The following is a 21390-nucleotide window of genomic DNA, read 5'->3' on the forward strand; positions in this document are numbered from 1 at the left end:
GAAGCAATCCAGCTTTGTGCAAGGAGCTGGATTGCTTCGTCGCTGCGCTCCTCGCAATGACGGAAAGGCTTGCTGCCTGCCCTCACGCCCCGACGCTGATCGCGTTGCGGACGATGATCTGCTGGCGCGGTTCGGGGCGCTGTGCGGCTTGGCGGCGGCCCTGCTCCAGCGACAGTGGCTCCTCGACCGCCGCCACCACGCGGTTACGTCCGCCGCGCTTGGCCTGATATAGCGCGGTGTCGGCGGCTGCGAGCAGGACCTCGAGTTCGACATGGGGCGGTCCGCCGGCCAGCCCGATGCTGACCGTGGTGGCGATCGGCGTGCCGTCGATCTCCATGCCGCAATTCTGGAAGGCTTCGCGCACCCGCTCCGCCGCCGTCATCGCTTCATCGATGGAGCACGGCAGCAGCGCGGCGAATTCCTCGCCGCCGATCCGGCCGCACAGATCCGAGATTCGCAGCGAGCCCGACACGATACTAGCGAACAGCTTGATGACTTCGTCGCCGGCCGGATGCCCGAACCGGTCGTTGATCGATTTGAAGTGGTCGAGATCGAAAATCATCACCGTGACCGGCCGCCCTGCAGCGCCCTCGCGCTCGATCATCCGCGCGGTGGCTTCCGAGAAGCCGCGGCGATTGAACAGCCCGGTCAGCGGATCCTGCGATGCAGCGGTCTTGTGCGCCCGCACCGCGCGTTCCGACACCAGCATGAAGATCACGAACACCGTGCCGACGGCATACAGCACGAGTTCGATGGCGAAGATCAGCACCCAAATGTTGTTGCTGCTGTCGCTGTTCGGCGCCGGTAGCAGCTCGTCCAGCACGATCGGCAGCATCAGCACCGCGCCGTGCAGCAGCGGCACCAGCATGGCAGCCCATTGCCGCTTCATCGTGCTGCGACGCTCGGCAAACAGCTGCGCGGCGGTCAGCGCCGCATACAGCGCGACAATGCTGGCACCGATAGCGACGCGCAGCGATTCCGATCCTGGCGGAAGGCTGAACACGGTGGTCAGCCAAGCCACCGCGCCGATCACCAGACCCGGCCAGGTCGGCTTCAGCCCGTGGAACACCCGGGCGGCATTCCACATCATGCCGCAGGCAATGAAGCCGATGCTGGCGAGCGACAGCACCACGACGTCCGGCAGCAGCAGCCTGAGAAACTGCCATTGCGCGACCGCTGCGGCCCCCAGCAGATACGCGACCCCCCACCAATTCAGCGCGGCGATTTTCTCCTGACGTCCAAAGTAGAGAAGCATTCCTCCGAGGAGCGTGCAGATCAGCGTCGCAACCAGGAACAACGTCGAGAAATCAAGCAACATGATGCGGTATTTCCAGGCCAGTCCAGTCGAGAACTCATCAACGCGACAGCAGCGTCAAGGTGCCCCGTATCGCCCGCAATCTCACCGCTGCGCATTGAAATCGCGTGTCCGCAACGCGTTGCTTTTGATGCCGTTGTTTCCGCAAATCTGATGCAAATTGCAGCGGCCGCGCGACTCGCCGAGCGCACAAATAAAAAGGGCGCCCCGAAGGACGCCCTTTTCGCATAATCGGATAAAGCCAGATCAGCGCTTCGAGAACTGGAAGGAGCGGCGGGCCTTGGCCTTGCCGTACTTCTTACGCTCGACGACGCGGCTGTCGCGGGTCAGGAAGCCGCCCTTCTTCAGCACGCCGCGCAGCTCCGGCTCGAAATTGGTGAGCGCCTTGGAGATGCCGTGGCGAACCGCACCGGCCTGGCCGGACAGACCGCCGCCGGCGACGGTGCAGATCACGTCGTACTGGCCGGCACGGGCCGCGGCGACCAGCGGCTGCTGGATCATCATGCGCAGCACCGGGCGGGCGAAGTACACTTCGACCTCACGCGAGTTGACCGTGACCTTGCCGGCGCCCGGCTTGATCCAGACGCGGGCGACCGCGTCCTTGCGCTTGCCAGTGGCGTAGGCGCGGCCCTGCTTGTCGACCTTCTTGGTGTAGGTCGGGGCGTCGGGGGCCGACACCTTCAGCGACGAGAGCTGATCGAGAGACTGCATGGTTTCGGACATCTTATGCGGCCCTCATGTTCTTGCGATTCATCGCGGCGATGTCGACCTTCTCCGGCTGCTGAGCTTCGTGCGGGTGCTCGGCGCCCGGGTAGACGCGCAGATTGCCCATCTGGACACGGCCGAGCGGGCCGCGCGGGATCATGCGCTCGATCGCCTTCTCGACGACGCGCTCCGGGAAACGACCTTCGAGGATCGCCTTCGCGGTGCGCTCCTTGATGCCACCGATGAAGCCGGTGTGGTGGTAGTAGACCTTGTTGTCGCGCTTGCGACCGGTCAGCACCACCTTGGCGGCGTTGATGATGATGACATTGTCGCCGCAATCGACATGCGGCGTATAGGTCGGGAGGTGCTTGCCGCGCAGCCGCATCGCGACCAGCGTGGCGAGCCGGCCAACCACGAGGCCAGTGGCATCAATAATGACCCACTTCTTCGTGACTTCGGCGGGCTTGGCCGAAAACGTCTTCATGAGACTAAATCCATGACAGGGGGAAATTCGGCGCGGACGCCGGACTTGCGCGCTTGTAAATAAGCGTCGCGGTGGCGTCAATCCCTCGGCGCCACAATTAGGTGAGCGATGTCAGTCGCTTACAAATATGGTGCTATATTACCGCTGAAAAGATCAAGCCATTGGAATGGAATAGGTCGACGTGACATGGGCGATCGGATCGGGGGACGTGCCGGACAGCAGCGACACCTCACCGACCGCAAGCCGCTTGCCGAGCTTGAGCAGCCGCGCCACCGCGACCACGTCTTGGCCGGGCTGGCCCTTGCGCAGGAAATTGATGTTGAGATTGGTGGTGACGGCGAGCGCCACCGGGCCGATCGCCGACAGCAGCACCACGTACATGGCGAAATCCGCCAGCGCCATCAGGGTCGGTCCCGATACGGTTCCGCCTGGCCGCAGCATCCGGTCGTTATAGCGCTGCCGTAACAGAGACGTGCGACCGTCCGCTGATTCGATCGAGATGTCGCCGTGACTGAACGCCTGCGGGAACTCGCGCTGCAGAAATTCTTCGAGTTCGGCTACGCTCATTCTCGCATGTGTCATGTCGTTCCGCCCCCTGCTCTCGCTTCGACGGGTTTGTTACAATAAGGTGACGCTCGTTCCCAGCGCTGGATTTCCCTTCGGATAATTTCATGACAGCCCTGCCGGTTATCGCGACAACCAACTCGTCGCCCATTCTGCTGCGCGAAACGATCGACGGCGGTGTCGCGGTGCTGACCCTGAATCGTCCCGCTGCGCGCAACAGCCTGTCGCTCGAACTGATCGCCGATCTGCAGGCCGCGCTCGATCTGATCGCGCGTGACGACGGCGTCCGCGCCGTGGTGATCGCCGCCAACGGCCCGGCGTTCTGCGCCGGCCACGACCTGAAAGAACTGACCGCGCACCGCAACGATGCCGACCGCGGCCGCGCCAGCTTCAGCCGCATCATGACGGCGTGCAGCGCGATGATGCAGGCCATCGTGTTGTTGCCGAAGCCGGTCGTCGCCGCCGTGCACGGCATTGCCACGGCCGCCGGCTGCCAGCTGGTTGCGAGTTGCGATCTCGCGGTCGCCTCCGAGCAGGCCAGCTTCGCCACGCCGGGTGTCGATATCGGGCTGTTCTGTTCGACGCCGATGGTCGCGCTCTCGCGCAACGTGCCGCGCAAGCAGGCGATGCACATGTTGCTGACCGGCGAGCCCGTCCGAGCCGACGAGGCGCGCGCAATCGGCCTGGTCAACAACGTGGTACCGCACGGCACCGAGCGCGACGCCGCGATCGCGCTGGCGCAGCGCATCGCCCGCAAATCGTCGCACACCATCAAGATCGGCAAGGAAGCGTTCTACAAGCAGGCTGAGCTCAGCCTCGCCGACGCCTATCAATACGCCGCGCAGGTGATGACCGAGAATATGATGGCGCAAGACGCCGAAGAAGGCATCGGTGCGTTTCTGGAGAAGCGCGAGCCGGAGTGGAAAGACCGCTGATCAGCGTCATTGATCTTGCCCCGTCATTGCGAGCGAAGCGAAGCAATCCAGGGCCACGCACCGGAAGCTGGATTGCTTCGTCGCTTCGCTCCTCGCAATGACGGCAGACTGAAATGAACCACGACAGCTACCCGGACAACTACATCCGCGAGATCCTGAGCGGCGTGAAGACGATCGCGATGGTCGGGGCGTCGCCGCAGAATGTGCGACCGAGTTACTTCGCATTCAAGTATTTGGCCGAGCGTGGCTATGACATGATCCCGATCAACCCGGGCCAGGTCGGCAAATCGCTGCTCGGTAAGCCGTTCGTGGCCAGCCTGCGCGACATCGATCGGCCGATCGACATGGTCGACATCTTCCGCGGCTCGGCGCATGTGCTGCCGATCGTCGAGGAGGCGCTGGCGCTCACGCCGAAGCCGAAAGTGATCTGGATGCAGCTCGGCGTTCGCAACGACGAAGCCGCGGCGCTGGCGGAAGCTGCGGGTTTGCAGGTGGTGATGAACCGCTGCCCGAAGATCGAATACGGCCGGCTGACCTCCGAGATCTCGTGGATGGGCGTCAACTCGCGCACGCTGAGCTCGAAGCGCGCGCCCGCCCCCGTCAAGGGCATGCGGCTGTCGCTCGATCGTGCCAGCGTCGCCGGTGCGGATACTGCCGCGTCCGATCGAGCCGTCCGCGAGCGCGGCGAAGGCAGTTGATCGCGGGCCGCCCTGCCGGCCGCCCAGTTTGCTTGACCTTGCGCCGGGTTGCGCTCAGATAGCGGCAAGCCAGCAGTCCACCGATGGAGGGATCGACCATGACCGAACGCAGCCCGGGATTTGCCACGCTCGCGATTCACGCGGGCGCGCAGCCTGATCCCACCACCGGGGCGCGGGCGACGCCGATCTATCAGACCACCTCCTTCGTCTTCAACGACGCCGACCACGCCGCCTCGCTGTTCGGGCTGCAGGCCTTCGGCAACATCTACACCCGCATCACCAACCCGACGACCTCGGTGCTCGAAGAGCGTGTCGCCGCGCTCGAAGGCGGCACCGCGGCGCTCGCGACCGCATCCGGCCACGCCGCCCAGTTGGTCGCCTTGCAGCAACTGCTGCAGCCCGGCGACGAATTCATCGCCGCGCGAAAACTGTATGGCGGGTCGATCAATCAGTTCACCCACGCCTTCAAGAGCTTTGGCTGGAACGTGGTGTGGGCCGATCCGGACGATCTGCCGAGCTTCCAGCGCGCGGTCAGCCCGAAGACCAAGGCGATCTTTATCGAGTCGATCGCCAACCCGGCCGGCAGCATTACCGACATCGAGGCGATCGCCGAGGTGGCGCGCAATGCCCACGTGCCGTTGATCGTCGACAATACGCTGGCGACGCCCTACCTGATCCGCCCGATCGACCACGGCGCCGATATCGTGGTGCATTCGCTGACCAAGTTTCTCGGCGGTCACGGCAATTCGCTCGGCGGCATCATCGTCGACGCCGGCACCTTCGACTGGTCGAAGGACGGCAAATATCCGATGCTGAGCGAGCCGCGCCCCGAATATCATGGCCTGAAGATCCAGGAGACGTTCGGCAACTTCGCCTTCGCGATCGCCTGCCGCGTGCTTGGCCTGCGCGACCTCGGCCCGGCGCTGTCGCCGTTCAACGCCTTCCTGCTGATGACCGGCATCGAAACGCTGCCGCTGCGGATGCAGAAGCATTGCGAGAACGCCAAGGCGATTGCCGAATTCCTGTCGACCCACAAGGCGGTGTCGGCGGTGAACTACTCGGGGTTGGCCTCGAGCAAGTACAACGCGCTTGCCCGCAAATATGCGCCGAAAGGCGCCGGCGCGGTGTTCACCTTCAGCCTCAAGGGCGGCTATCAGGCCGGCGTCGATCTGGTCTCCAACGTCAAGCTGTTCTCGCATCTGGCCAATGTCGGCGACACCCGCTCGCTGATCATCCATCCTGCCTCCACCACCCACAGCCAGCTCGATGACGCGCAGAAGACGGCGGCCGGCGCCGCGCCCGACATGGTCCGTGTCTCGATCGGCATCGAAGACAAGGAAGACCTGATCGCCGACCTCGACGAGGCGCTCGGCGGCTGATCGCCGGGCTCACTGAGGCGTCGTCGAGGGGGGCGGCGATGAGCAGCGGACATTTCGAAGTGCGGCGGCTGGAAGCGCTGAGCAACACCGTGTTCGGTGTGGCGATGACGCTGCTCGCCTACCAGGCGCCGCGTGAGAAATTCGCTGGCGGCGATCCGCAATGGCGCGAGATCTGGCACGCCTACGGCGCCTTCATCGCCACGCTGCTGCTCAGTTTCATCGTTGCCGGCATGTTCTGGTACAGCCATCAGCAGCGGCTGGCTTACGCCACCCACGTCAGTCGTCCGGGAGTGATCGTCAATCTGTTCTTCCTGCTGTCGATCATCCTGCTGCCGGTGACGTGCGGCCTGTACGGCAACAACTACGATTCCTCGACGGTGATCGTGCTGTACGGGGGCAACCTGTTGCTGATCGCGACGTTCAACTTCACGCTGTGGGCGATGGCGGTCGCGCCCAAGCGGGACTGGCTGCGCCTGCCGACGCCGCTGGTGCCGCTGGTGGTGTTCATGGCGGCGATGGTGGCAGGCCTGATCGATCCGCACTGGCCGAAATTCGTCTGGCCGGCGGCTTTCCTGTCGCCGATCGTGGCGGCTTATCTCGACCGCAGGAAGACCACTTAGCCGACCTGCTTGGCCAAGGTGGCCGAACTGCCCCTCGCGGTCACGATCTCGGGTGCCGTCAGTCGCTCGACCTGCAACACCGCCAGCGTCAGCACTACGATGCCCATGGCCTGATGCGACAGCGCCAGATCGATCGGCACGTCGTGCAGCAGCGTCAGGACGCCGAGCAGCGCCTGCAGTGACAGCGCAGCGAACAGCCATAGCGCGCCGGAGGCCGCGCGTCCCGCCCTCGCCCGCAGCGCGTCGATCGCGTGCCACGCTGCCAGCGCCCAGAGCGCATAGGCCATCATCCGGTGATCGAACTGCACCGTGAGATGATTGTCGAACAGGTTTTTCCACCACGGCGTCTCGAACCACAGCCGGTCCGCCGAAGGGATCAGCGCGCCGTCGATCAGCGGCCAGGTGTTGTACGATCGCCCTGCCCGCAGCCCCGCGACCAGCGCGCCGAGAAACAGCTGGACGAATGTCATCGCCAGCAGCGCGATCGCGGTGATCTTCAACCGCCCCGGCGCCGGCACAGGCGGCCGGTGCGACAGCCGGCGCAGCGTCCAGACGATCGACGCGAAGATGATCAGCGCCAACGTCAAATGGATCGCGAGCCGCACCTGGGACACTTCGGTGCGCTGCGACAACCCGGAGGCCACCATCCACCAGCCGATTGCGCCCTGCACCGCGCCGAGCGCGAAAATTCCCCACAGCGCCCGCTTCCACTCCGGCGCGATCGCGCCGCGCCACAGAAACCACAGAAACGGCAGCAGATAGGCAATTCCGATGACGCGGCCGAGCACCCGGTGGCTCCATTCCCACCAGAAGATGGTCTTGAACTCGTGCAGCGTCATGCCGGCATTGAGTTCGCGATATTGCGGGATCTGCTTGTAGCCGTCGAACGCGGCGTGCCATTGCGCGTCGGTGAGTGGCGGCAGCGTGCCGGTGATCGGCTTCCACTCCACGATCGACAGCCCGGATTCGGTCAGCCGCGTCGCGCCGCCGACCAGCACCATCACGGCGATCAGCATCGCCACCAGCGTCAGCCAGATTCGGACGGCGCGCATACCAGGTGGACGAGGTGCCGCGGTTGCGGTCATAAAGCATACCTTGATCGGATTTCGGCGCCCCTTATAGTCCGGCTGCCATCGCGCGCAAAGCGCCGCGAGGCCGCATCAAGCGCGTGTGACCCAAGCGCGAGAGACTTTGGACCTGCTTTCGCCCATGCATATCCGCACCCGCAAACTGATCGGAACCATCGTGCTGCTGGTGATCGCAATCGTGTGGTCGCTCACCGCAATGGCGATTGCGCAGGCGCCAGTGATCGCCGACTCCAAATGGCTGCAAGCGATCTATTACGTGGTTGCCGGCCTCGGCTGGGTGCTGCCGGCGATGCCGGTCGTCACCTGGATGTCGCGCCCGGATCCTCAGTAGCGCCGGGCGAGCTGGGCCGCGGTGCCCGACATCACTCCCGACAACAGCACGCGCAACCCGCGCAGTGACCGACGCCTTCCGTCCCAGGCGATCCGCGGCAGCATCAGCGGCGCTGCGCCCGGACCGATCATCCCCGGGATCGACGTCATGGCGCTGACATAGCCGGCTTGTGCCACCAACTGCTCGTCGCGCCGGGTGAAGCTGCCGCGCTCGCCGTAGGGATACGCGAAGTGAGAGGCCTCGTGGCCGAGCGCCGCGTGCAGCACGGCCCGGCTCATCGCGATCTCACGCTGCGCGGCGGCATCGCCGACATTGGCGAGCCGCGGATAGTTCACCGTCGCGCTGCCGATTGTGACCTTGGGATCGGCCGCGAGCCGCGACAGTTCTTCCCAGGTCATCACCGCCTCGCGCGTCAGTCCGGCGACGTCGACGCCGTAGCGCTTGCACAGATCATGGATCGCAGCGCCAAGATCCGGCGGCGGCAAGGCGCGCAGCCAGGTCCCGAGGAATCGGAACACGCGATATTTGTCCTCGGTGCTGGCGGTGTCGAAATGGCGTTCGGCGTAGTCGATCACCAGCGCGATACGATCGTGGTTTGCGATGACTTGCTCGAGCGCGACCCACCAGGCCTCGCCGAGACCGTCCGGATAGGCGGTCGGCACATACACCGCGAACGACGCCTTGTGCCGCGCCAGAATCGGATGGCCGTAAGTTATCAGGTCACGCGAGCCGCCATCGAAGGTCAGACAGACGAACCGCCCCGTTCCGTCAGGAGAGGCAATGCGGTCCAGCACCTCGTCTGGCGAAATCACATCGCAGTTCCACCGGCGCAGCGAGCGCAGTAGACGGTCGAGAAATTGCGGCGTGATCTCACGGCTGCGCAGCGGCTGAAACTTGTCCTTTCGGGTCGGCCGCACCCGGTCGAACCGCAGGATTGCGCCCCGGCCGCGACCGCGGGTTTCTGCGAAGCGCGCAAATCCACTGAAATAGGCGAGTTCCAATCCTGTCGACGCAAACCACCCACTCGCTGACAAGATCCGCCTCCGCGTGACGGCGCCTCCTGCCCCGTTTCATCATGGCGCATTACTGTTTGTTGATGTTTATTTGTAAAGGTCCGGCGGCTGCGAAAGTTAGAAAACGTTAACCTCAGGAATTGTCCGGATGGCGACGACGGCCGTGCTGAGCAAAGGCCGATCCGCAAACGAGGCCGCCCCGACCGTGCAGCCCGGCCGGATTGCGAGGGTCGATGTGCTCCGCGACTTGGCGGTGGCTGAGCCGATCTGGCGCGCGCTCGAGCAGCCGGATCAGGTTTCAACACCATATCAACGGTTCGATTTGCTCGCCGCCTGGCAGCAACATATCGGCTCGGCCGAAGGCATCGAGCCGTTCATCGTGGTGGCGAGTGACGCCGACCGCCGTCCGATGCTGCTGATGCCGCTCGGACTGCAGCGCCGCTTCGGCGTCCGCGTCGCCAGCTTTCTCGGCGGCAAGTATCCGACCTTCAACATGCCGCTGTGGCGCCGCGACGTCGCATCGATGGCCGATGCCCGCGATGTCGAAGCGCTGATCGCGGGCCTGCGTGCCGTTCCAGGCGGCGCCGATGTGCTGGCCCTGTGTCAGCAGCCGCTGCACTGGCGCGATCTCGCCAATCCGCTGGCGCTGCTGCCGCATCAGCCTTCGGTCAATGACTGCCCTGTGCTGCGGCTCGAAGCCGGCGCGCCGGCGGCTAACCGGATCAGCAACTCGTTTCGCCGCCGCCTCAAAACCAAGGAAAAGAAGCTGCAGGCACTGCCCGGCTATCGCTACGCCCAGGCGACGACCGACGCCGACATCGATGGCGTGCTCGACGCGTTCTTCCGGATCAAGCCGATCCGCATGGCCGCGCAGAAGCTGCCCAACGTTTTCGCAGAACCCGGCGTCGAGGATTTCGTCCGGCAGGCCTGCCATGCCGCGCTGCCCGGTGGCGGCCGCGCCATCGACATTCACGCCCTGCAGAGCGACGACGAGATGATCGCGATGTTCGCCGGCGTCGCCGACGGTCATCGCTACTCGATGATGTTCAACACCTATACCTTGTCGGACGCGGCGCGCTACAGTCCCGGCCTGATCCTGATGCGGTCGATCATCGATCACTACGCCGATCAAGGCTACCGCCGGATTGATCTCGGCATCGGCTCGGACGACTACAAGAAGATGTTCTGCAAGGATCTCGAGCCGATCTTCGACAGCTACGTCGCGCTATCCTCCCGCGGCCGCCTCGCCGCCCCCGCGATGGCCGCCCTGGCGCGCGCCAAGCGAACCGTCAAGCAGAGCCCGGCCTTGAAGCAGATGGCGCAACGCCTCCGCGGCGCCCTGCAACGCAAGGCCCCCGCTCCGGCCACTGCAGCGGAAGACTCGGAAAACTAACAACTCACCACCACGCCTCGTCATGCCCGGCCTTGTGCCGGGCATCCACGCCTGTCTGCGCCAACTCCAGCACAAAGGCGTGGATGGCCGGGACAAGCCCGGCCATGACGGCGGAACTCATCAGTGGACCGTACCAGCGCTCACGCCGCGACCGTGTGCTCGCCCGCCTCGGCCACATCGGCCGGGCGCGGGGCGGCGGCGACCATGGTGACTTCGGAGAAGCCGACGGCCTTCAGTTGCTCGGCCATCCTGGCGCGGGCGTCGGCCGGCATGGTCGGGGCCGGCACCACCACGGCCTGCGCCTGTGCGGTGAGCAATTCGGCCGGCAAATCCGCCGCGGTGCCGGCATCGAGCAGCACGTGGTCGTAGACGCGCAGCAGCGCGTTCAGCGCCACGATCAGTCGTGGCGACTGCAGTAGCGCGCGGTCGAAGCCGGGCCGGCCGGCGCTGACCAGGTGCAGACCGCTGCTGCGGTCGCGGGTGATGACCTGGCCGAACGAGGCGTCGCCCTGCATCAGTTCGGCCAGCCCCGGCGCTGCGGAGTCGGCCGACGCCGCCTTCAGCATCGCCGAGGATTCCGACAGGTCGATCAGCACGACCTTGGCGTCCTGAGCCAGTCGACGCGCCAGCGTCAATGCGGTCGCGGTGACGTGGTCGCTGACGCCGGTGCCGAGCACGGTGACCTTGCGGGCCGCCTCGCCGCCTGCACGCAGCCGACGCGCCAGTGCATCGAGATCATCCGCGCCGGCTTGCTCCGCGACGCTCACGCGCGGAGGCTCGGGCGTGAGCGTCGGCGCAGCCGGCACACTCACCGGAGCCGCAGCTGCCACGGGCGCAGTGGCAAGCACCGGCTCGATCGGCGCACTGGTGGCCACGGCGCGCGGCTGCGTCATGCGCAGCAATTCGCCGGTGGCGATGCTGCCGGCGCTCAGCACCAGCGCCGCCAGTGTGGCGATCAGCACGATCGGCAGCTTCTTCGGATAGGCCGGCGTGTTGGACACGATCGCCCGCGAGATGATGCGGCCATCGGCCGGCGCCTGGTCGATGGTTTCGCGGGTGGTCGCCTCGCGATACTTGGCCAGATAGGATTCCAGCAGATCGCGCTGCGCCTTGGCCTCGCGCTCGAGCGCGCGCAGCTGGACGTCCTGGCCGTTGGTCGAGGACGCCTGTTTCTTCAGTTGTTCGAGGCTTGCGGTCAGGCTGTCGACCCGGCCGCTGGCGATCCGGGCGTCGTTCTCGAATGAGCGCGACAGCTTCATGGCTTCGTCACGGAGCTGACGATCGAGGTCGCTCAGCTGCGCGCGCAATTCCTTGATGCGCGGGTGATTGTCGAGCAACGTCGACGACTGCTCGGCGAGCTGCGCGCGCAGCATCACACGCTGCTCCGCCAGCCGGCGGATCAGATCCGAGTTGAGCACTTCGGAAGCTTCGATCGGTCGGCCGCCCTGAAGCATCTCCTTGATCAGTTTTGCCTTGGATTCGGCATCCGATTTCAGCGCACGTGCGTTGCCGAGCTGCGTGTTGAGCTCACCGAGCTGCTGATTCGACAGGGTGGTGTTGTTGGTGCCGACGAACAGGCTCGATTTCGAGCGAAAATCCTCGGCCTTGGACTCGGCTTCGGCGACCTTCTGGCGCAGCGATTCGATCTCGCCGGACAGCCACTGCCCCGCCGACCGCGCCTGCGTCTGGCGGGCATTCTGCTGCAACACCAGGTAGCCGTCGGCAATCGAATTGGCGACGCGCGCGGCAAGCTCCGGATCGCGCGACTGGAATTCGACCACGATGACGCGGGACTTGTCGACCGCGTAGGCGGTCAACCGCTCGTAGTAAGCGTCGAGCACGCGTTCTTCCGGGGTCATCGAGAACGGATCGCGGACGATGCCGAACAGCGCCAGCATCGTTTTCAGCGGGTTGATCCCCTGCAGCACCGGATCGAATTCGGGCCGTTCGGCCAGGTTGTTCTTCTTGATCACGTCGAGCGCGAGTTCGCGCGACAGCAACAGCTGCACCTGGCTGGTGACGGCCTCCGGATCGACCACGTTGCGTTGCTCGTCGCGTTCGCCGCTCGGCCGCAGGAACACGTTCTCGCGCCCGTCGATCAGGATGCGGGCCTCGGACTTGTAGCGCGGCGTGATCAGGTTGACGACCGCGAGCGACAGCACCAGCGCCAGCAGCGTCGGACCGATGATCAGGTGCTTCTTGCGGGCCAGCGCCTGCCCGATCAGCCGCAGATCGATGTCGCCATTGATTGGAGGTACGATGGCCTGAGCCTGCTGCGCGGTTCGGTTGATGATCAGCTCTTGCGCGACGGCTCGGTTGAACACCGGTTCCTTCGCCGCCACCTTGATGCGCTCGGCTCTCGACGGCGCTGCAGCGGTGCGGGCGGACGGCATGTCACCACTCTGCGTCGCCTTGTCCTTCGTCCGACGCCAAAACGCGAACCGCATCTTCCACTCCTACCCGACGCGACGAGCCAGTCTTATGGCGCCCGATTACAATCGATTAAGGTTGCCGGGGCGTTAAAATCCGGTTCCTGCGTTAGCAAATCGCAGCGCAACCCTGTACCGGCTCACTGATTGTTAACCACGAAAGCCCTTAATCTGAATCGACAATTTCTCTCTGGACCGTGCTGATGCCCTGCCTCACCCCCGCTGCCGTCCGCCTGCTCGGCGCGCCTGCTTGCGGCTGCCCGATGCGCCGCGGTGCATGCGCGCAGCCGGCCAGCGGCGGCTGGCTCTTCTGACATGGCTTCTGACCCGGAGCAGCCGCTGCGCATCGTCCATGCCGTCCGTGCGCCGGTCGGCGGCATCATCCGCCATATCCTCGATCTGGCCAATGGCCAGGCGGATCGTGGTCATCACATCGCGCTGATCACCGACAGCCTGACCGGCGGTGAGCGCGCCACCGCGGCGCTGGCCGAGATCGCGCCGCGGCTGAAACTCGGCGTTTTCCGGATGCCGATCCGGCGCGAGCCGTCGCCGAGCGATCTGTGGATTTGGGGCCGGTTCGCCCGGCTGATCGCGCAGCTGAGGCCCGACGTGCTGCACGGCCACGGCGCCAAGGCCGGCGTGTTCATGCGCATCGTGCCGCGGCCCGCCCACGCCATCCGTGTCTACACGCCGCATGGCGGCTCGCTGCACTACCCGGTCTCGACCGCGAAGGGCCAGCTCTATGGCTGGATGGAGCGGCTGCTGATGAATCGCACCGAGCTGTTTTTGTTTGAAAGCGAGTTCGCGCGCCGCACGTACGAGCGGATGATCGGGCAGCCAGAAGGATTGGTACGCTGCGTGTTCAACGGCGTCACCGCGGGCGAGTTCGACCCGATCCGGCTGGCGCCGAACGCCAGCGATGTCGCCTATGTGGGTGAATTTCGTCGCATCAAGGGCGCCGATCTGCTGATCGACGCGGTTGCCCGGCTGCGCGCCGATGGTCGCCCCGTCACCCTGACGCTGGGCGGCGACGGCGAAGAATCCGAGGCGCTGCGCGCGCAGGTGAGCCGACTCGGACTCGATCAGGCGGTCCGCTTCAGCGGCCACGTCAAGGCCCGCGACGGCTTTGCCCGCGGCCGCGTTCTGGTGGTGCCGTCGCGCGGCGATTCCATGCCCTATGTGGTGATCGAGGCGGCGGCGGCCGGTGTGCCGATGGTCGCCGCGAATGTCGGCGGCATCCCGGAGATATTCGGCCCGGACCACACCGGCGCGCTGTTTGCGCCAAGCGACCCGGCCGCCATGGCCGCCGCGATCCGCGCCGCGCTCGACGATCTGCCTGCCGCGCAGGAACGCGCCCGGCAGCTCCGCGAGCGGATATTCCTGCACTTTTCGCAGAAGGCGATGGTCGAGGGTGTGCTGGCCGGCTACCGCGACGCCTTCAAGCGCGGGTGAGTCCACAATTGCGCTAACGTTTTCTTGCCACTTTCGGACTAAACGCGTCGTGGGGCTGGCTGCGCGCGACGTCGTCGCGCGCCAAGACAATGGACCTGCGACGTGGAACCGATCAGCGCACGCGCCATGATCGAAGCCGCCGCCGTGAGTGCGGCACTTCCTGATCCGAACCGTCCGATGGTGGAGCGACGCAAGCGTCTGTCGCCCGCCGCACTGGCCGTCGCCAATCTGAAAGTGCCGCGCGCGTATTCGCCGGTGGTGATCACCGGTCTCGTCCGGCTGGCCGATTTCGTGTTGATCGCCGGCGTCGGCATTGCGCTGTATCTCGGCTACGTCGCCCGGCGTGACGGCGTGCAGTGGGAGTACATCGCGGCGATCCTGGCGATGACGCTCACCACGCTGATCAGCTTCCAGGCTGCGGACCTCTACGAAGTCCAGGTGTTTCGCCGCTCGCTGAAGCAGATGACGCGGATGATATCGGCGTGGACCTTCGTGTTCCTGCTGTTCATCGGCGCATCGTTCTTCGCCAAGCTCGGCGGTGAAGTCTCGCGGGTGTGGCTATTGTCGTTCTTCCTTCTGGGCCTCGCCGTGCTGGTCGTCGAACGCCTGATCCTGCGCAATCTGGTGCGGCATTGGGCGCGCCAAGGCCGGCTCGATCGCCGCACCATCATCGTCGGCGCCGACGAGAACGGCGAAAAGCTGATCCGCGCGCTGAACGAGCAGCAGGACGACGACTCCGATATCCGCGTCCTCGGCGTGTTCGACGACCGTAACGACTCGCGCTCGCTCGATACTTGTGCGGGCAGTCCGAAGCTCGGCAAGATCGACGACATTCTCGAATTCGCCCGCCGCACCCGGGTTGACTTAGTGCTGTTCGCTCTGCCGATCTCGGCCGAGACCCGCATCCTGCAGATGCTCAACAAGCTGTGGGTGCTGCCGGTCGACATCCGGCTGTCGGCGCATACCAATAAGCTCCGCTTCCGTCCCCGCGCCTATTCCTATGTCGGCAACGTCCCGACCCTCGACGTTTTCGAAGCGCCGATCACCGACTGGGATCAGGTGATGAAGCAGCTGTTCGACCGCGTGGTCGGCGGGCTGATCCTGCTCGCGGTGGCGCCGATCATGGCGCTGGTCGCCCTAGCGGTGAAGCTCGATAGTCCTGGCCCGGTGCTGTTCCGGCAGAAGCGGTTCGGCTTCAATAATGAGCGCATCGACGTGTTCAAGTTCCGCTCGATGTATCACCACCAGGCCGACCCGACCGCCTCGAAGGTGGTGACCAAGAACGACCCGCGCGTCACCCGCGTCGGCAAGTTCATCCGCCGCACCAGCCTCGACGAACTGCCGCAGCTGTTCAATGTGGTGTTCAAGGGTAATCTGTCGCTGGTCGGCCCGCGCCCGCACGCGGTGCAGATGAAGCTGCAGAGCCGGCTGTTCGACGAAGCCGTCGACGGCTATTTCGCGCGCCACCGCGTCAAGCCCGGCATCACCGGCTGGGCCCAGATCAACGGCTGGCGCGGCGAGATCGACAACGAGGAAAAGATCCAGAAGCGCGTCGAGTTCGACCTGTACTATATCGAGAACTGGTCGGTGCTGTTCGACCTCTACATCCTGCTGAAGACGCCGTGGGCGCTGCTGAAAGGCGAGAACGCGTACTAGAGTCCCCTTTTTCCACCGCTCTCTCCACGAGTCTTTCCGGGGCGCGAGCGTAGCTCGCGAACCCGGAATCCCGAGATTGTTACAAAGACCGTGCCCAATAACGTCGGGATTCCGGGTTCGCGCTTCGCGCGCCCCGGAATGACGGGGAGAGGTGGTACAACGCGGCTTGGCGCCTCGACGCTCAGCTACGTCTTCCCATACGACACCCCCATCCCCGCCCGCACATCGGCCTGAATGCCGTACGGCGCGATCGGGTAGCGCAGGCCGTTCTTGGCGAGCTGCTTCATGCCGTCGATCGCCTTGGCGAGATGCGCCGGCTTGAGCGCCATCAGCATCTCCTCGTCCGGCACGCCGCCATAGCGGCGCTCGGCGAAGCACGGCAGCGACAGGCTCGGCTCGCCGGTCTTGAGCGCCCTGCCCCAGCTGTCAGCGCAGGCGGTCTCGCCGACCACGCCCCAGTCGAACTTCTTGTAGCCGACATATTGCAGGCCGTTGATCAGGATGATCATCTGCCCCGGCGTCGCGTAGACCAGGCAGATGTCTGGCGGATCGAGCCGGCCGCTCGCCAGCGGCGACACCGCCATCGCCTGATAGGTGCCGAACGGCACCACGTCGAGCGCGTGCTGGCGCGCGGCGGCGTCCTCGGCCGTGCCGTGCCAGACACCGACATAGGATTGCCCCGACAGCCATTGCTCGTCCTGAGGCGACAGCCCGATCACCGCGCGGCACTGAGCGCCGACCAGATCGGCGGCGGTGATGCCGACCGTCCAGCCGAGACGCGACGCCATGCTGACGATCTGGTCGGTGGTATGGATCGCATTCGGCCGCCGGACTTTCGGGATCGCTTCCATTTCGGCGGCAGTCGCGAACATCTTCATGCCGATCACCGTCGTCTTCAGCCGCAGCAGCGCGTTGAGATCGGCGACCATCGCGGCGAAGTCGAACGACTGCGCCGGCTCCGGCATCATCCCATCAGGCATTGATCTGCATCCCCACTTCGACCGCGCGTCCGGTCGGAATCCGGAAATAGAGGCTGGCATCGTCGGCCCATTTCGCCATGTTGGCAAACAGCAGACTCTGCCAGCGCGGCATCTCCGACGGCGTCGCCGGACGGATGACGCGGCGCGACAGGAAGAACGACGTGTTCATGATGTCGAACTTGAAGTCGCGGCCGGGGCACCCGGCGATCCCTTTCGGCACGTTCGGGCTTTCCATGTAGCCGAACCGCAGCGTCATCCGCGAGAACCGGTCGTTGACGATCTCCGTGCTGGCACGCTCGTGTTCCGGCACCCGCGGCACGTCCTCGGTGATCACGCTCAGGATCACGTTCTTCTCGTGCAGCACCTTGTTGTGCTTGAGATTGTGCATCAGGGAGGTCGGCGTCGAGTTCGGCGTGCCGGTGAGGAACACCGCGACGCCGCGCACCCGGCTGATCGACGATGAACCGGAGATCGAGGCGATGAAGTCGTTAAGATCAACCTCGTCGCGAACGGTCTTGCGCGCCACGATCCTGCTGCCGCGCCGCCACGTCATCATGACGCCCATCAGGCCACCGCCGATCAGCAGCGGAATCCAGCCGCCCTCGAAGATCTTCAACATATTGGCCATCAGGAAGATCAGATCGACCGCGAGGAACGGCGCGATGATGGTGGCGGCGGCCGCGGCCGACCACTCCCAGCACTTCCGCATCACGAAATACGCCATGATACTGGTGATCACCATCGTGCCGGTCACCGCGATGCCGTAGGCCGACGCCAGCGCGCTGGAGGATTTGAACGCGAACACCAGATACAGCACCGCGATCAGCAGCAGCCAGTTGACCCGCGGAATGTAGATCTGTCCCTTTTCGGTCTCGGAGGTGCGGCGAATTTCCATGCGCGGCAGCAGGCCGAGCTGGATCGCCTGCTGTGTCAGCGAATAGGCGCCGGAGATCACCGCTTGGCTGGCGATGATCGTCGCCGCGGTGGCGAGGGCCACCATCGGCAGCAGCGCCCATTCCGGGAACAGGAAGAAGAACGGATTCTCCAGCCGCTCCGGATGATGCAGCAGCATGGCGCCTTGGCCCAGGTAGCACAGCGCCAGCGCCGGAAACACCACGACGAACCACGCCACCCGGATCGGCCTGCGGCCGAAATGGCCCATGTCGGCGTAAAGCGCTTCGGCGCCGGTGACGGTGAGAAACACGGCGCCGAGCGCGATCAGTCCGGCGCGGCCATGGTGGAGCAGGAAGTCGATGCCGTAGACCGGATTCACCGCGTTGAGCACGCTGAGATCGCCGGCCAGATTGACGATGCCGCCCACTGCAATCACGACGAACCACAGCAGCATGATCGGGCCGAACCAGGCGGCGACAGCGGCTGTGCCGCGGAACTGCACCACGAACAGCCCGACCAGGATCGCCATCGCCAGCGGCAGGATGTACGGATCAAAGGCCGGAGTCACCAGCTTCAGACCCTCGACTGCGGACAGCACCGAGATCGCCGGAGTGATGATAGCGTCGCCGTAAAACAGCGCCGCGCCGGCCATGCCGAGCAGCGAGATCGCCGCGAAGCGGCGGTGCATCACATGCTGCAGCAGCGCCATCAGCGTCAACGTGCCGCCCTCGCCGTGGTTGTCGGCGCGCATGATCAGCAGCACGTATTTCAACGTCACGATCACGATCAGCGTCCACAGCACCAGCGACATCACGCCGAGGATCATCGCTTGTGTCAGTTCGCCGCCGGCAGAGGCCGCCGTCAGGCTCTCTTTCAGCGCGTAGAGTGGGCTGGTTCCGATGTCGCCATAGACGATCCCGATCGAGCCCAGCGACAGCGTCAGAAACGAACTCGGCCGCTGCGCGGCTTCGATCTGCTGGGTGGTGATGGCATCGCTCATGAGCAGTCCTCGAACATTCGCCGTGTTTCTGCGCCGGCTATATTGGAAGATGTGAAGCTTGAGTATCACCTCGCGCGCTTACTTGGCCGAAAATCGTGGAAGATGAATGGATCTTTATGTGGCCTTTACGAGCGGTCCGACGGCCTAAAATCTAACCCAGCTTCCAGCCGACTTCGGCGGCAAAGCTCTGGTAGAAATCGAGCTCGTAGGCGCTCTCCGGTGCCGCTCGCACGCGCTGGTCGAGCAGATGCGCGTCGTCGCCGACCAGAATGCGCCAGCGCTCCGCCCGCACTCCATCCAGAATGATCCGCGCCGCCGTGGCGGCGGTGGTGGGCGCGTCTTCGCGAAAACTGCGCGCACGTTCTCGCGCCATCGCGCGAATATCGTCATCGGTCAGCTCGGCTTCGGCAATGCCGCCAGCGCGCATCCGTGTGCGCGCCGCCGCGATCTCCTCGGCACACAGCTCCTCGCCGGCATCGGCGATCTGGATCCTGCGCGAATTCGCGACGATCGAGGTGCCGATATGGCCGGGCATCACCACCGAGCATTTGATGTGGGGCGCATTCAGCCGCAGGTCGGCCATCAGCGCTTCGGAGAATCCCTTCACGGCAAACTTCGCGGCGCTGTAGGCGGTGTGCGGCGTGGTGGGGCCGATCGAGGCCCAGAAGCCGTTGACGCTCGAGGTGTTGACGATGTGGCCTTCGTCGGCGGCGATCAGCATGGGCAGGAAAATCCGCGTGCCGAGATACACCCCGCCCCAGCAGATGTTGAAGGTGCGCTCCCATTGCTCGCGGCTGTTGGTGATCATGCTGCCGCCACCGCCGATGCCGGCGTTGTTGAACAGCAAATGGATATGATCGGTGCGGTGTTGCTCTGCGACCTCGTCGCGAAAGCGCGACAACTGATCTTCGACCGCAACATCGGCGAGGTGGGTCGTGACACGGAGCCCCTGCGGCAGTCCGTCGGCTTCGCACAGTGCCCTGGTCTCGGCCATCGCCTCGGCCGAAACGTCGCACAGCGCGACGTGGCAGCCCTCGGCAGCGAGCTGCCGGGCGAGTTCGCGACCCATCCCGGTGCCGCCGCCGGTGATCACGGCAATCCTGCCGGCAAAGTCCCTCATACGGCGCCCCCCATCCCTTGTCTCAGCGCGCCGCGGTTCGAGCCGCGGCTGCGGTAACGCAGCATAGAGGGCGCTTCGTGGGGAAGTCCATCGCCGGCGACCTGCAATCGTGCCCGGCCGGCCGTTCGTCGTCAGGCGCGATCCTGACATCGCCGCTGCTTCCGCGTTCCGCGGAATCGGCCTAGTCTTGCGCCTTCATCGGTGTTCGAGGAGCGTGACGATGCTGGCAGCCACCTTTCAGACCGCGGCCTTCCTGTTCCTGCTGCTGATCGCGCTGCTGGTCGTGGCCCTGGTGATCGCCTTCACGGTGCCGCCGGTCGCCAAGCTGACGCGTCCGGGGCTCACCACCGTGTTGCTGTATCTGGCCGCCGAACTTGCGGCGCTGTTCGTTGCGATCTGGCTGGTGGCGCAGGTGAGCGAACTTGAACTTCTGCCGGTGCTGATCGCGCTGGCGATCGCCGCCGTGGTATTCGCGCCGCAACTGGTCGCCAAAATTCCGCTGCCAGCCGCGGTCACCGGCTTCCTCGGCAAGCGCTGATCGAAGAGATAGCCAACGCCACAGTCCGCAGCCACCGAGCGGACACTCCCCGGCCAAGGCTCTGACAGCCGCCCTCCTCGCGAGGGCGGTTCGTTGTCAGGCGTCGAGGGCGCTTCAATCGATGATTGAAACGATCGGCCATTTCCGAGACGCTGAATCCTCATCCTGACGTTTTCTTCACGCGAACCGGAATCCACTTCGCTCGAAAACGCTGTAGAGGGAAAGCCTTCGGCTCAACGCCGCGCTCGGCCGATCGCGCCGGCGACGATCTGCATCGACACGCCGATCAGCCAGCCGGCGAGGATCATGCTGGTCCAGACGAGATGCGGCGACAGATGCAGCACCACCAATGTGACCGAGGCGAACGCGGCCAGCGTCGCGCAGAACGTTCCGACCGCGCTGAGAAACTCCGCCGCATCGATGCCTCCGCGGACCTCGTGCTCGGCATCGGTCTCGCCGGCGTGGAAAGGCAGCGGCGGAATATCGATGCCGAGATAAAATCCCACGCATCCAACCGCCATCATCGCCAGCAGGAATGCAATCGTCGTCAGCGCCCCGATGCTGGTGCCGACATGGGCGCCGACGAACAGTCCACAGGCGGCGCCCGCCATCGCCAGACCAAAACGTTCCAGCAGATGGGCGGCTTTTCGCACACGCAAGCGCATCGATTGCAATCTCCTGACGGTGCGAACGCGATGACGAATCCTATGACATTTCGATGAAACCGAAAAGCCACGCTGCGCCGACTGGTGAAACACCCAGGGACACAGGCAACGGTCCATCAGGCTGACGGTAT

20 protein-coding genes are annotated in these 21390 nt (G+C 65.1%); 9 read left to right on the forward strand and 11 right to left on the reverse strand.

Annotation, left to right across the window (positions count from 1 at the left end; translation table 11 throughout):
* Window positions 1-82 precede the first annotated feature (82 nt).
* The 4 genes from D4Q52_RS18705 to D4Q52_RS18720 all read right to left on the reverse strand — a co-directional run bounded on the left by D4Q52_RS18705 (window position 83) and on the right by D4Q52_RS18720 (window position 3086).
* Complete coding sequence (locus D4Q52_RS18705) at window positions 83-1318, reverse strand: GGDEF domain-containing protein (RefSeq protein WP_119858089.1); 1236 nt, start codon at window positions 1316-1318, stop codon at window positions 83-85.
* Between the two features lie 243 nt (window positions 1319-1561).
* Window positions 1562-2038, reverse strand: coding sequence for a 30S ribosomal protein S9 (gene rpsI, locus D4Q52_RS18710; protein WP_119858090.1), 477 nt, complete (start codon window positions 2036-2038; stop codon window positions 1562-1564).
* Between the two features lies 1 nt (window position 2039).
* Window positions 2040-2504, reverse strand: coding sequence for a 50S ribosomal protein L13 (rplM, locus tag D4Q52_RS18715; protein ID WP_054162655.1), 465 nt, complete (start codon window positions 2502-2504; stop codon window positions 2040-2042).
* 153 nt (window positions 2505-2657) lie between these two features.
* Complete coding sequence (locus D4Q52_RS18720; RefSeq protein WP_119858091.1) at window positions 2658-3086, reverse strand: PaaI family thioesterase; 429 nt, start codon at window positions 3084-3086, stop codon at window positions 2658-2660.
* Window positions 3087-3175: 89 nt separating this feature from the next.
* Here D4Q52_RS18720 and D4Q52_RS18725 point away from each other — a divergent pair, with 89 nt between their 5' ends.
* From D4Q52_RS18725 to D4Q52_RS18740, 4 genes are all read left to right on the forward strand, one after another.
* On the forward strand, window positions 3176-4003 hold the full coding sequence (locus D4Q52_RS18725) for an enoyl-CoA hydratase (protein ID WP_119858092.1): 828 nt from the start codon (window positions 3176-3178) through the stop codon (window positions 4001-4003).
* A gap of 113 nt (window positions 4004-4116) precedes the next feature.
* The gene (locus D4Q52_RS18730) at window positions 4117-4701 is read left to right on the forward strand and encodes a CoA-binding protein (RefSeq protein WP_119858093.1); all 585 of its coding nucleotides are present in this window, start codon (window positions 4117-4119) and stop codon (window positions 4699-4701) included.
* Window positions 4702-4799: 98 nt separating this feature from the next.
* Window positions 4800-6080, forward strand: coding sequence for an O-acetylhomoserine aminocarboxypropyltransferase (locus tag D4Q52_RS18735; protein ID WP_119858094.1), 1281 nt, complete (start codon window positions 4800-4802; stop codon window positions 6078-6080).
* A 38-nt stretch (window positions 6081-6118) separates the two neighbouring features.
* Complete coding sequence (locus D4Q52_RS18740) at window positions 6119-6700, forward strand: TMEM175 family protein (RefSeq protein WP_119858095.1); 582 nt, start codon at window positions 6119-6121, stop codon at window positions 6698-6700.
* On the opposite strand, the gene D4Q52_RS18745 is transcribed toward D4Q52_RS18740, so the two are convergent.
* Window positions 6697-7785: a COX15/CtaA family protein gene (locus D4Q52_RS18745; RefSeq protein WP_119858096.1), complete on the reverse strand. Its 1089-nt coding sequence runs from the start codon at window positions 7783-7785 to the stop codon at window positions 6697-6699. The genes D4Q52_RS18740 and D4Q52_RS18745 overlap by 4 nt on opposite strands.
* A 124-nt stretch (window positions 7786-7909) precedes the next feature.
* On the opposite strand from D4Q52_RS18745, the gene D4Q52_RS18750 reads away from it, so the two are divergent.
* Complete coding sequence (locus D4Q52_RS18750) at window positions 7910-8119, forward strand: DUF2842 domain-containing protein (RefSeq protein WP_119858143.1); 210 nt, start codon at window positions 7910-7912, stop codon at window positions 8117-8119.
* Here the strand turns inward: D4Q52_RS18750 and D4Q52_RS18755 are convergent.
* A complete protein-coding gene (locus D4Q52_RS18755) occupies window positions 8113-9153 on the reverse strand; it encodes a polysaccharide deacetylase family protein (RefSeq protein WP_119858097.1) in 1041 nt (346 codons plus the stop codon). The genes D4Q52_RS18750 and D4Q52_RS18755 overlap by 7 nt on opposite strands.
* A 127-nt stretch (window positions 9154-9280) precedes the next feature.
* Between D4Q52_RS18755 and D4Q52_RS18760 the strand changes: the two genes are divergently transcribed.
* Complete coding sequence (locus D4Q52_RS18760; RefSeq protein ID WP_119858098.1) at window positions 9281-10525, forward strand: GNAT family N-acetyltransferase; 1245 nt, start codon at window positions 9281-9283, stop codon at window positions 10523-10525.
* A 140-nt stretch (window positions 10526-10665) separates the two neighbouring features.
* Here the strand turns inward: D4Q52_RS18760 and D4Q52_RS18770 are convergent, their stop codons facing one another.
* Window positions 10666-12972 carry a GumC family protein gene (locus tag D4Q52_RS18770; protein ID WP_119858100.1) on the reverse strand — a complete coding sequence of 769 codons (2307 nt, stop codon included), beginning with the start codon at window positions 12970-12972 and terminating at the stop codon, window positions 10666-10668.
* 297 nt (window positions 12973-13269) lie between these two features.
* Here D4Q52_RS18770 and D4Q52_RS18775 point away from each other — a divergent pair, with 297 nt between their 5' ends.
* Both D4Q52_RS18775 and D4Q52_RS18780 read left to right on the forward strand, forming a co-directional pair.
* Window positions 13270-14406, forward strand: a complete 1137-nt coding sequence (locus D4Q52_RS18775) for a glycosyltransferase family 4 protein (protein ID WP_119858101.1) — start codon at window positions 13270-13272, stop codon at window positions 14404-14406.
* Window positions 14407-14508: 102 nt separating this feature from the next.
* On the forward strand, window positions 14509-16062 hold the full coding sequence (locus tag D4Q52_RS18780; protein WP_182915354.1) for an undecaprenyl-phosphate glucose phosphotransferase: 1554 nt from the start codon (window positions 14509-14511) through the stop codon (window positions 16060-16062).
* Window positions 16063-16247: 185 nt separating this feature from the next.
* Here the strand turns inward: D4Q52_RS18780 and D4Q52_RS18785 are convergent, their stop codons facing one another.
* The 3 genes from D4Q52_RS18785 to D4Q52_RS18795 form a co-directional block, all read right to left on the reverse strand.
* Window positions 16248-17042, reverse strand: coding sequence for a DUF169 domain-containing protein (locus D4Q52_RS18785; protein ID WP_425328498.1), 795 nt, complete (start codon window positions 17040-17042; stop codon window positions 16248-16250).
* Window positions 17035-18936, reverse strand: a complete 1902-nt coding sequence (locus D4Q52_RS18790) for a potassium transporter Kup (protein WP_119858104.1) — start codon at window positions 18934-18936, stop codon at window positions 17035-17037. The genes D4Q52_RS18785 and D4Q52_RS18790 overlap by 8 nt, the downstream gene beginning before the upstream one ends.
* 151 nt (window positions 18937-19087) lie before the next feature.
* Window positions 19088-20056, reverse strand: coding sequence for an SDR family oxidoreductase (locus D4Q52_RS18795; protein WP_119858105.1), 969 nt, complete (start codon window positions 20054-20056; stop codon window positions 19088-19090).
* 220 nt (window positions 20057-20276) lie between these two features.
* Between D4Q52_RS18795 and D4Q52_RS18800 the strand changes: the two genes are divergently transcribed.
* The gene (locus D4Q52_RS18800; protein WP_119858106.1) at window positions 20277-20594 is read left to right on the forward strand and encodes a hypothetical protein; all 318 of its coding nucleotides are present in this window, start codon (window positions 20277-20279) and stop codon (window positions 20592-20594) included.
* Between the two features lie 233 nt (window positions 20595-20827).
* Here D4Q52_RS18800 and D4Q52_RS18805 read toward each other — a convergent pair whose 3' ends face one another.
* Window positions 20828-21259: a hypothetical protein gene (locus D4Q52_RS18805; protein ID WP_119858107.1), complete on the reverse strand. Its 432-nt coding sequence runs from the start codon at window positions 21257-21259 to the stop codon at window positions 20828-20830.
* Window positions 21260-21390 lie beyond the last annotated feature (131 nt).

The organism is Rhodopseudomonas palustris (assembly GCF_003591005.1).
Lineage (GTDB): Bacteria > Pseudomonadota > Alphaproteobacteria > Rhizobiales > Xanthobacteraceae > Rhodopseudomonas > Rhodopseudomonas palustris_K.

Excerpts from the sequence above, each read along its gene's own strand:
- D4Q52_RS18705 (WP_119858089.1), bottom strand. The coding sequence starts at position 1,318 with ATGTTGCTTGATTTCTCGACGTTGTTCCTGGTTGCGACGCTGATCTGC.
- rpsI (WP_119858090.1), bottom strand. The coding sequence starts at position 2,038 with ATGTCCGAAACCATGCAGTCTCTCGATCAGCTCTCGTCGCTGAAGGTG.
- rplM (WP_054162655.1), bottom strand. The coding sequence starts at position 2,504 with ATGAAGACGTTTTCGGCCAAGCCCGCCGAAGTCACGAAGAAGTGGGTC.
- D4Q52_RS18720 (WP_119858091.1), bottom strand. The coding sequence starts at position 3,086 with ATGACACATGCGAGAATGAGCGTAGCCGAACTCGAAGAATTTCTGCAG.
- D4Q52_RS18725 (WP_119858092.1), top strand. The coding sequence starts at position 3,176 with ATGACAGCCCTGCCGGTTATCGCGACAACCAACTCGTCGCCCATTCTG.
- D4Q52_RS18730 (WP_119858093.1), top strand. The coding sequence starts at position 4,117 with ATGAACCACGACAGCTACCCGGACAACTACATCCGCGAGATCCTGAGC.
- D4Q52_RS18735 (WP_119858094.1), top strand. The coding sequence starts at position 4,800 with ATGACCGAACGCAGCCCGGGATTTGCCACGCTCGCGATTCACGCGGGC.
- D4Q52_RS18740 (WP_119858095.1), top strand. The coding sequence starts at position 6,119 with ATGAGCAGCGGACATTTCGAAGTGCGGCGGCTGGAAGCGCTGAGCAAC.
- D4Q52_RS18745 (WP_119858096.1), bottom strand. The coding sequence starts at position 7,785 with ATGACCGCAACCGCGGCACCTCGTCCACCTGGTATGCGCGCCGTCCGA.
- D4Q52_RS18750 (WP_119858143.1), top strand. The coding sequence starts at position 7,910 with ATGCATATCCGCACCCGCAAACTGATCGGAACCATCGTGCTGCTGGTG.
- D4Q52_RS18760 (WP_119858098.1), top strand. The coding sequence starts at position 9,281 with ATGGCGACGACGGCCGTGCTGAGCAAAGGCCGATCCGCAAACGAGGCC.
- D4Q52_RS18770 (WP_119858100.1), bottom strand. The coding sequence starts at position 12,972 with ATGCGGTTCGCGTTTTGGCGTCGGACGAAGGACAAGGCGACGCAGAGT.
- D4Q52_RS18775 (WP_119858101.1), top strand. The coding sequence starts at position 13,270 with ATGGCTTCTGACCCGGAGCAGCCGCTGCGCATCGTCCATGCCGTCCGT.
- D4Q52_RS18785 (WP_425328498.1), bottom strand. The coding sequence starts at position 17,042 with ATGCCTGATGGGATGATGCCGGAGCCGGCGCAGTCGTTCGACTTCGCC.
- D4Q52_RS18790 (WP_119858104.1), bottom strand. The coding sequence starts at position 18,936 with ATGAGCGATGCCATCACCACCCAGCAGATCGAAGCCGCGCAGCGGCCG.
- D4Q52_RS18795 (WP_119858105.1), bottom strand. The coding sequence starts at position 20,056 with ATGAGGGACTTTGCCGGCAGGATTGCCGTGATCACCGGCGGCGGCACC.
- D4Q52_RS18800 (WP_119858106.1), top strand. The coding sequence starts at position 20,277 with ATGCTGGCAGCCACCTTTCAGACCGCGGCCTTCCTGTTCCTGCTGCTG.
- D4Q52_RS18805 (WP_119858107.1), bottom strand. The coding sequence starts at position 21,259 with ATGCGCTTGCGTGTGCGAAAAGCCGCCCATCTGCTGGAACGTTTTGGT.